The following is a 9784-nucleotide window of genomic DNA, read 5'->3' as shown; positions in this document are numbered from 1 at the left end:
CAGGGGAGCAGGGGAGCAGGGGAGAAAAATCTTCTTTTGCAACTGACAACTGACAACTGACAACTGACAACTGACAACTGACAAATCACCAATCACCAATTACCAATCCTTAATGGTGTAAAATAGTCTTCAAAACCTGGGCTAGTCAAAAAATTATGGCTAAAGTCACATCACAAGAGATTGCAAAGTTTCGTTCTCAGTTGGTAGATGATCCTCAAGCTATGGAAGCATTAGACTTGATAGAGGATTGCGATGGAGATTTAGAGGATGCGGTAATGACTCTGGCTATTAAAGCCGGACAAGAACCAGAACAAACTAATTCCGAGTGGTTAGATGCTTTAGCCAAAAAATGGCGGGCGGCCATTTGTGAACAAGAATATCGAGGCGACTTGTTAAATGGGTCAATTCAAGAGATGATAGTACATCTAAGGACAATACCGACATTTCCCAAAAGTCTGGCTACACCCGTCTTGATTTATATTCTTCAACAAGGTGTGAATAACTTTTGTGAGCCATTGGATTTGCTCAAATCACATCAATCATGAGTTGTAAATATACTCGTAGGTCAACTTTAATTTAAATATTACTTTAAAATTAATGAATTATCTTGTTGCAGTATTACCAGATCGCATCCAAGCCGAAGCCGCTGATTTAGCATTAGAAAGAGAAGGCATAAATGGAACTATTCTCGGTAGAGGGTACAAAAGTGCTGATGAGTTTGGTTTAATTGATCCCAAAGAACAAGCGAAAAAACAAGTAAAGCTAATGGCGATTTGGTTAGTACCATTTGGCTTTTTTTCCGGTTTTACCTTCAGTTTAATCACAGGTTTAGATACTTTTGCTTGGGCTGGGGAAATTGGAAATCATGTAGTTGGCGGCATTCTAGGGGCTGGTAGTGGTGCAATGGGTAGCGTATTTGTAGGTGGTGGCGTTGGTTTATTTGAGGGTGGTGGTGATGCTTTACCTTATCGCAATCGCTTGGATGCAGGTAAGTATTTAATTGTGGTACAGGGTTCGGAAACTCTGACTCGTCAAGCTACTCGTATTTTGCGTCAGTTTGAACCGGAAAATATTCAAGGTTATGCAGAAACTAATTGATAATTGACAATTGACAATTGACAATTGGTGACTGGGTAATTTCCCACTGACTCCTGACTCCCGTAACTCCTATAATTCCATGCTACCTAGAGAAGAACTTTTAAAAGGTGTTGAAAACCGCGATACTATTGCCCGTGTGATTGATCAGGCAGATCAAGCTATTAAGACGTGGGAAGTGGTATTTACAGATTTTTTGTCTCCGCCGGAGTTAGCGGAAGTTCAACGGGTATTTAGCCGCTTGACAGAAGTGCATTTGGTAGCTTGGGGTGGATATCCTCAAGCCGAAAGACAAAGATTAGCGATCGCTCGTTCTGATTTACCATTAGATCAATCTCAAGTTGCTATCAATGCTTTAGAAATTGCTGGTAATTTCTTGTTTGATACTGCAAATCACCGGGATTTTTTAGGCGCAATGTTGGGAACAGGGATTGTGCGCGAAAAAACGGGAGATGTGATTGTATTGGGGGAAAGAGGGGCGCAGGTGATTGTTGTACCTGAATTGGTAGAATTTTTAGAGATGAGTTTAAAACAGGTGCGTTCTGTACCAGTGAAAACTCAACGCATTGATATGAGTGAGTTAAAAATCCGCGAACCGAAGAAGAAGGAAATGACGACTGTGGAGGCTTCTTTGCGGTTAGATGCGGTTGCTTCTGCTGGGTTTGGAATGTCCCGCAGTAAAATGGTGGATTTAATTGACTCTAATGATGTGCGTGTCAATTGGAAGGAAGTCACTCAAGCCAGTTCCCACGTTAAATCAGGGGATTTAATCGCTATTCGCGGAAAAGGGCGGTTGGAAGTTGGGGAAATTGCGGTTACGAAAAAGGATCGTTATCGGGTGCAATTGACTAGATATATGTAGGATGGAATTTTGGTTTTAGTGGTTGACAGATTATATTTTATATGCTATCTTAATAATCTATGTCATTAGGGACGGTTAGCTCAGGTGGTTAGAGTACATCGTTGACATCGATGGGGTCGTTGGTTCGAGTCCAATACCGTCCATATTTTTATCTGTGAGTTGTCCGCTAAAGTGTGTGATTTCAAGTTTGAAATTGCCGCAACGGCAAGATGATGGTTGAAAAAGAGATGCAATTAACTTTTTTTTTAGCTCAACAATCATTCAAGCTGGGTGAAACAGAAAAATTAGATTTTGCTTGCTGTAACATAGTACCAACCTGTTTGTATCTCAGATATCCAGGCTTAGTCATTAGTTTAGATACACGAGCTTCCGAAGGGTACATACTAGTACATAACGGCGTAAATCAACCAACCATTAAAAATTCTCAAGAAGCTTGTATCATCTGCTTTTTTAATTTTTAATTCCGAGAAAGCGGTACTAGTTATCCTGAACCTGAATTCAAGCGTATTTGAAACTCTATTTTAATAACATCAATCTGGCAGGTAATAAACATGACTTCGGTAACTCATCGTTTTATCAAAACCAACAACATTCAGATGCACATTGCCGAACAAGGGCAGGGTAAACTAGTCATCTTATGTCATGGTTTTCCGGAAAGTTGGTATTCTTGGCGACATCAGTTATCTGCATTAGCTGAAGCAGGATTTCATGTAGTAGCACCAGATCAGCGTGGATATGGACAGACAGACAGACCAGCAGCCATTGAAGATTACAATATTTTTGAGTTGGTGGGTGATATTGTTGGTTTAGTCAATGCTTTAGGTGAAGAACAAGCATTTATCGTTGGACATGATTGGGGTGCAGTTGTGGCCTGGTATTGTGCCTTGCTCCGTCCAGATATTTTTCGCTCTCTCACCCTGCTTAGTGTGCCTTATAAACCCCGTACTTGGGATAATATAAAACCAACAGAAGCGATGAGGCTGATGGCAGGTGAGCAAGAATTTTATCAACTAAACTTTCAAGAACCAGGCAAAGCAGAAGCAGAACTAGAATCAGATATCCGTACAAATATACTTTCAATTCTCTACTCTGCATCAGGAGATCCACCACCTGCTAAACGTTGGCGTTTTCTGTACAACAAGTCAGAGAAGTCATTCGATACAAGCTCTGTACCAGATAAGCTTCCTGGTTGGTTAACAGAGCAAGATATTGATTTTTTTACCTCTGAGTTTGAACGAACTGGTTTCCGGGGAGGACTGAATTGGTATCGCAATATAGATAGAAATTGGGAACTAACACATTTTCTCAGTGGTGCAAAGATTTACCAACCAGCACTGTTTGTGGCAGGAGAAGTAGATGCAGTAATTACAATGTACCATGAAGCATTTGATAACTTAGAACACAACGTACCTAATTTAAAGCAGAAGGTATTGCTACCGGGGGCTGGTCACTGGATTCAACAAGAACGCTCCATTGAAGTTAACAAACTGCTGATTCAGTTTTTGACAGATAAAATGGGTAATTAGAAAATAATTGTAACTTTTCTCTTGATCGCTGAAGGCATTGCTTTAATAATTTTCAGCATTGACGGAAATAGGCGATAGCGAAGCGCTCCGTAGGAATCGCTTTACTTTGAATGGTAGGAGCGATCTGCGTTCAATTGGTCAAAACTGTTGAATTGCGTAGCATTGTGGATAGATAAGTATTAAACTAAATACTTGTAAAAAGTCGCCAAATCCTCCAAAGAAATGATTTTATGTAGCAATTTCTATACTAAAAGCTATTCAACTTATTCTTAATGTTACTAAATATACTTTTAGGTATTGGTTTCTATGAAATAATCTATACCTAAATCAAGGTTTTAGCTATATTCTGTCATCTTACAAACTGAGGTTTTGTATTACTTGCTTCTCATGGCACGCTTGCTAGATTTACTCCAATTAGGAAAATCACGAGGTACAAAAATGACTGGCAGTAAAACAATTGAAATTCGCAAGTTAAATTCCATGACAGTGGGCATGGTTTCATTTTACTCTTTAGCGAACAGTAATCAAACTATGTTGGTTCATGTTTCGGGGAATTTTATAGATAATATGTTTGTGCATAGACATCAAACAGATCAATTATTAGTGGTGAAGGGACAGATTTTAATAACTACTTTGCACAACCGCCAATATCAATATACATTTTTGAGTGAAAAAGAACCAACAATTATTACAATTCCTCCGGGGGTATTACATGGTGCAATTAATCTTAGTGAAGAACCTTGTATAGTTGTCAATGCTGTTTTACAGCACGGGCAAAGCGATGAAAAAGATTATCGTCCGGTGAAACCTCCCATACCTTATGATATAGATTGGGCAAAAAAATTATTTAGAGAACATAGTTTTTCTAATTGATTTATAGCATCAGCAATTGCTTTTTCACTAAAAGAATAGAATCTAATACGCTCAAAAACATTACTTTTTTGTTATAAATAGATATTTTGTGAATTACTAAACGAGGTCTTATCTGTTAATTCCACACTACAATTAGACATCATAATCACAGGAATAGCTGGAGTATTTTCTACCTGTTTTGTATTATCAAATAACCCTCCGAAACTCTTATTTCTCTGTGTCCTCTGCGGTATGTCTATGGCTCCTGCGTCGCCACGCAAGCTATCGAATCCCGTAAGGGATACGTCTTTTCATGATTTTGCGTAAGTACTAGGTAATTGTTAGATACCCCCTTTTTTAAGGGGGGTTTGAGTAGCAGGGAAAATGCCTGTACTATCAGGGTTAAAGCTGAATCAATTGGCAATTAAAGGATCTTGGCAGAACGCAGACCAAACAATAAGCCTACAGCTACACCCATAAACACACCTAAAAATACAACATATTCAATTACAGCCATTTTCCTTTCTCCAAATTAGTTACTTATTTATATTGAATCATCAATAATTCTGAAAGGGAACAGGGAAGAGGGAATAGGCAACCGGAAAGAAGTTGCCAAATTGGGGTAAAATACGCGGACGAGTGCTGATATTAGGGTTGTGGAATGAGTTCTGTAATTAAAGTAGATATACCAGAAAAGTCTTATGATATTGCGATCGCACCTGGGAGTTTAGATCAACTAGGTGAACAAATGGCGAGTTTGAAACTAGGTAAGAAGGTATTGCTAGTTTCTAACCCGATGATATTTAAATATTATGGCGAAAGAGCGATCGCATCTTTGCAAAATGCCGGTTTTGAAGTCGTCAGCTACAACTTACCTCCCGGTGAACGCTACAAAACCCTCAACTCTATTCAAAAACTCTATGATATCGCCCTGGAAAATCGCCTAGAACGCTCCTCTACAATGGTAGCCTTGGGGGGAGGAGTTGTTGGTGATATGACGGGCTTTGCTGCCGCTACATGGCTCAGAGGCATCAATGTTGTGCAAGTTCCTACCAGTCTCTTAGCAATGGTAGATTCGGCTATTGGTGGCAAAACTGGCGTAAATCATCCCCACGGCAAAAACTTGATTGGTGCATTTCATCAACCCAGTCTAGTTTTAATTGACCCAGAAGTATTAAAAACCCTACCCGCGAGGGAATTCAGAGCAGGAATGGCAGAGGTGATCAAATACGGCGTTATTTGGGACACCGAATTGTTTACCCAACTAGAAGCAAGTAAACACCTTGACCAACTCCGCTATGTAAAATCCGACCTGATAAACAGCATATTAACTCATTCCTGTCAAGCAAAGGCAGATGTTGTCAGCAAAGATGAAAAAGAATCTGGACTGAGGGCAATTTTAAATTATGGTCATACCATTGGTCATGCGGTGGAAAGCTTAACAGAGTACCGTTTGTTGAAACACGGTGAGGCTGTAGGAATCGGTATGGTAGCAGCAGGAGAAATTTCTGTAAAGTTGGGACTTTGGCAACAAGCAGACACAGAACGTCAAAACGTCTTAATTAAAAAAGCAGGTTTACCAACCCAAATACCCGCAGGTTTAGATAGTGAAGCGATTATTGATGCTTTGCAATTAGATAAAAAAGTCAAATCTGGTAAAGTCAGATTTGTACTACCAACCCAAATTGGTGAAGTCAAAGTTACCGACGAAGTACCAGCGGAGATGATTCGAGAAGTATTATTGGGGAATAGGGAATAGGAGTCGTAAGGGCGAAGCATTCGGAAAATAAACTTGGGAAAAATGGATAATTTATCGCCCGAATGCTTCGCCCCTACAGGAGTCAGGAGACAAGAAGAGGAGAAAGAATAGGATTTAAGGACTTACGCAAAATATCTCTCAAACTCTCTTTCCTTCGTGTCCTTCGTGTCTTCGTGGTTGATCATTCCTTCTTCTATGCTCCTACTTCTACACCTTTAAACAGGTAAAGGTGCGATACCGTTTAATTGACGGGCAGCAGTAACACAAACAGGACAATCACAGCCAAATAACTTGATAGCTAAATCACTGTCTGCATCGGTGAATTCTAGCTCATCAGGATTATTTGGTTGTGCTTGTGTTCCTTGCATAGATGATTCTGTAACAGTCGTAGCAGCATTACTTTCCTTTATACATCTCGAACTTAACCTTGCAGAGTCAGAAGAACGGACACAAGATAGAGAAGTAGTAGTAGCAGGTTTAATTACTTGATTAGCATGAGCCGGTCTAGCCATCATCACCATAGATAGCATGGACGTAAACAATACGGGGCTAGAAATTAAAGTTAAAATAAATTTTTTGTTCATGTACACTTAAAAACCTTGTTATTAGGGAAACAAACCAATTTATCTTTTCTGACAATTTGGTGGTAAATCAGTCTATCTTATCCAAGAAAAGGCAAAAGGCAAGAGGACATCATCAATAATTACCCATTTGCCTAATCTTAAGTGAATCTTCAGACTTTAGACCTGCGATCGCTAAGTTGATAACATTAGAGTAGATGTCTAAAGAATGGATCTAAATGTATTTATTTACAGTTAAAACGATAACTTGTTTTTAGCTATAACTTCTCAGTATTTTGCCCCAAAAAGCTCGATTTTCTAAACTCAAGTAGTTATCTAAATAAACTGAATATGAGCATTATATCATTAGTTATAGTTTCTCATAGTAAACAATTAGCACTGGGAGTACGAGAACTTACTGTACAGATGGTTCATGAACGAGTTCCCATAGCCATAGCCGCGGGGATAGAAGATCCCGAAAATCCTCTCGGTACGGACGCAATGCAGGTATATGAAGCCATAATTTCCGTATTTTCCGATGCTGGTGTTTTGGTGTTGATGGATTTGGGTAGCGCCGTCATGAGCGCAGAAATGGCTTTAGAATTCCTCTCTCCCGAACAACGAGCCAAGGTATATTTATGTTCATCACCTTTCGTAGAAGGGACTATAGCGGCGGCTGTTTCGGCTGCGGCTGGTAACAGCATCCAAACGGTCATTGCTGAAGCTCAAGGGGCATTATTAGCCAAAGCCACACTTTTGGGTGTGAGTGACAATCTTAAACCTCACGCTTGTCCTATGGCGAGGAAACGGGGTGTCAGTGCAGAAAAAACTAGGGAAATTCGCCTCACAATCAAGAACCGCTTAGGTTTACACGCCCGCCCAGCAGCGCAGTTTGTCGCCACTGCATCCCGCTATCAATCCCAAATTCAGGTACAAAATTTAACACGAGGTACGGCAGCGGTTCGCAGTGATAGTATTAATCAAGTTGCTACTTTGGGAGCGCGTCAAGGACATGAATTATTAATTACTGCTACTGGTACAGATGCTCAAGCGGCGTTAACGGCATTACAAGCCTTAATTGTCAATAATTTTGGTGAAGATGATCGTCTGATTAAAGTCCGACGGGTTGCACCCCAGGAAGTGACACCAGCAACAGAAGGGGAACTGTTGGGAATTGGTGCTTCTGGTGGAATAGCGATCGCTCCGGTAGTTCATTATGAATCTGTACCCATGTCTATTGTTCAATATCGCATCGAAAATGTGGAAATAGAGTGGCAAAGATTACAAGCGGCGATTCAAATCGCTAAACAAGAAATTCAGGGTTTATTATCCCATACTTATGTACAAATTGGTGATGCGGAAGCAGCTATTTTTGATGCCCATTTGCTCTTTTTAGAAGATCCTCTATTACTCGAAGCGGCGCGCAAACGGATTATTGAACAACATATTAATGCCGAAGCAGCTTGGCAAACAGTGGTGGATGAAGTAGCAAATTCCTATTATCAACTTGAGGATGCTTATTTACAAGAACGGGTGGATGATGTCGTAGATGTGGGGCGGAGGGTGTTACGAATTTTACTAGGGAATGCGCCTGCTAACTTGGAAATAACTACACCATCTATCATTCTGGCTACAGATTTAACTCCCTCGGATACGGCTAGATTAGATCCACAGAAGGTTTTAGGTATTTGTACGACTTTCGGTAGTGCTACTTCTCATAGTGCGATTATTGCCAGAACATTAGGAATTCCGGCTGTTTTGGGTGTAGATGCAAAAATCCTCAAGGTAGAAAATGGAACTTTAATTGCCCTAGATGGGGAAAGTGGCAAAGCTTGGATTACGCCAAATGCAAAGATTGTAGAAACTTTAGAAGCAAAACGTCAAGCTTGGCAAACTGCCCAAGAGGAAGCACAAAAACAGGCACATCAACCAGCTATTACTCTGGATGGGCAGCGGATTCCGATCTTAGCAAATATCAGCAGTATTGCGGATGCTCAAGTAGCAATTAGTAATGGAGCAGAAGGGGTTGGACTATTGCGAACTGAGTTTTTATACTTCGATTGTGACAGCTTACCCGGTGAAGAGAAGCAATTAACAGTATATCAGTCTATTGCTAAAGTTTTGGAAAATCGTCCTTTAATTATTCGGACTCTTGATGTTGGTGGAGATAAACCACTTCCTTACATGAGTACAGGAGTCACAGAAGCAAATCCGTTTTTGGGAGTGCGGGGAATTCGCTTTTGTTTAGAAAATCCACAGTTATTTAAAACTCACTTACGGGCAATTTTACGCGCTAGTGCTGGGAATAATATTAAAATTCTGTTGCCGATGATTGCTACTTTAGCAGAAGTTAGGGCAGCTAAGGTAATTTTAGCCCAAGTGCAGGGGGAATTGCGCCAGGAGGAAATTCCCTTTGATGAAAATATGGAAGTGGGAATTATGATTGAGACACCGGCAGCAGTAGCGATCGCTGATCAGTTAGCAAAGGAAGTACAATTTTTTAGTATAGGGACTAATGATCTAAGTCAGTATGTCATGGCAGGCGATCGCAATAATCCCAGAGTAGCAAATCTAGCTGATGCTTTGCAACCTGCGGTATTAAGGATGATTCAGCAAACTGTGCAAGCCGCCCATGCAGCAAATATCTGGGTAGGATTATGTGGAGAATTGGCCGCAGATATTATGATTACACCAATTTTATTAGGTTTGGGTTTAGATGAGTTGAGTGTTAATCCCCAAGCCATAGCACCTCTCAAACAAGAGATTACCAGATTAACGATGACACAAGCACAAGCGATCGCATCCCTTGCTTTACAACAAGATTCTGCAACCAGTGTCAGAGCTTTATAATCAAGCTATAACTCGAACTTATGATTTTCAGGATTAACAGGATGTTTTTTATGAAATTAGGACTTACGCACTGTACAAATTCACCATGATGTGAATGAACGAAAATCCGTCGTTTCAGGCTTTTGGCGATTAACTTCCGATCAATAGAGATCGCTCAAAAATCATCGAAAAATCACGTTAAAATGCCCGAAACCCATACATCATATTTGGTTGATCTTGTCAATGCGTAAGTCCTAGAAAATATATTTTTATCTGAATCATAATTTCACATCATTAAATA

The 9784-nt window shown here is 40.2% G+C and carries 10 protein-coding genes and 1 tRNA gene; 9 read left to right on the top strand and 2 right to left on the bottom strand.

All coding sequences use genetic code 11. The features are described from left to right. The first annotated feature begins 155 nt into the window (after positions 1–155). The 7 genes from FJR04_RS00055 to FJR04_RS00025 all read left to right on the top strand — a co-directional run bounded on the left by FJR04_RS00055 (position 156) and on the right by FJR04_RS00025 (position 4356). A complete protein-coding gene (locus FJR04_RS00055; protein ID WP_168490672.1) occupies positions 156–545 on the top strand; it encodes a hypothetical protein in 390 nt (129 codons plus the stop codon). A gap of 52 nt (positions 546–597) precedes the next feature. Next, positions 598–1098: a hypothetical protein gene (locus FJR04_RS00050; RefSeq protein ID WP_168490670.1), complete on the top strand. Its 501-nt coding sequence runs from the start codon at positions 598–600 to the stop codon at positions 1096–1098. Between the two features lie 79 nt (positions 1099–1177). Continuing rightward, positions 1178–1957 (top strand): photosystem II S4 domain protein, encoded by a 780-nt coding sequence (locus tag FJR04_RS00045; protein ID WP_168490669.1) that lies wholly within the window; start codon positions 1178–1180, stop codon positions 1955–1957. A 69-nt stretch (positions 1958–2026) separates the two neighbouring features. Beyond that, positions 2027–2100, top strand: a tRNA-Val gene (locus tag FJR04_RS00040). 84 nt (positions 2101–2184) lie between these two features. Beyond that, positions 2185–2418, top strand: coding sequence for a hypothetical protein (locus FJR04_RS00035; protein WP_168490667.1), 234 nt, complete (start codon positions 2185–2187; stop codon positions 2416–2418). Positions 2419–2508: 90 nt separating this feature from the next. Continuing rightward, positions 2509–3483: an alpha/beta fold hydrolase gene (locus FJR04_RS00030; protein ID WP_168490666.1), complete on the top strand. Its 975-nt coding sequence runs from the start codon at positions 2509–2511 to the stop codon at positions 3481–3483. A 387-nt stretch (positions 3484–3870) separates the two neighbouring features. Then, positions 3871–4356, top strand: a complete 486-nt coding sequence (locus FJR04_RS00025; protein ID WP_254445170.1) for a cupin — start codon at positions 3871–3873, stop codon at positions 4354–4356. 403 nt (positions 4357–4759) lie between these two features. Here FJR04_RS00025 and petL read toward each other — a convergent pair whose 3' ends face one another. After that, the gene (gene petL / locus FJR04_RS00020; RefSeq protein ID WP_168490664.1) at positions 4760–4852 is read right to left on the bottom strand and encodes a cytochrome b6-f complex subunit PetL; all 93 of its coding nucleotides are present in this window, start codon (positions 4850–4852) and stop codon (positions 4760–4762) included. A gap of 144 nt (positions 4853–4996) precedes the next feature. On the opposite strand from petL, the gene aroB reads away from it, so the two are divergent. Then, positions 4997–6094, top strand: coding sequence for a 3-dehydroquinate synthase (gene aroB, locus FJR04_RS00015; RefSeq protein ID WP_168490644.1), 1098 nt, complete (start codon positions 4997–4999; stop codon positions 6092–6094). 215 nt (positions 6095–6309) lie between these two features. Here aroB and FJR04_RS00010 read toward each other — a convergent pair whose 3' ends face one another. Further along, positions 6310–6678 carry a hypothetical protein gene (locus FJR04_RS00010; RefSeq protein ID WP_168490642.1) on the bottom strand — a complete coding sequence of 123 codons (369 nt, stop codon included), beginning with the start codon at positions 6676–6678 and terminating at the stop codon, positions 6310–6312. Between the two features lie 333 nt (positions 6679–7011). Here FJR04_RS00010 and ptsP point away from each other — a divergent pair, with 333 nt between their 5' ends. Beyond that, positions 7012–9504: a phosphoenolpyruvate--protein phosphotransferase gene (gene ptsP / locus FJR04_RS00005; RefSeq protein ID WP_174763488.1), complete on the top strand. Its 2493-nt coding sequence runs from the start codon at positions 7012–7014 to the stop codon at positions 9502–9504. Positions 9505–9784 lie beyond the last annotated feature (280 nt).

Source organism: Anabaena sp. UHCC 0204 (genome assembly GCF_009711975.1).
Classification (GTDB): domain Bacteria; phylum Cyanobacteriota; class Cyanobacteriia; order Cyanobacteriales; family Nostocaceae; genus Dolichospermum.
Note: the sequence above shows the minus strand (reverse complement) of the source record. Positions and strands in the feature narration are given on the sequence as shown.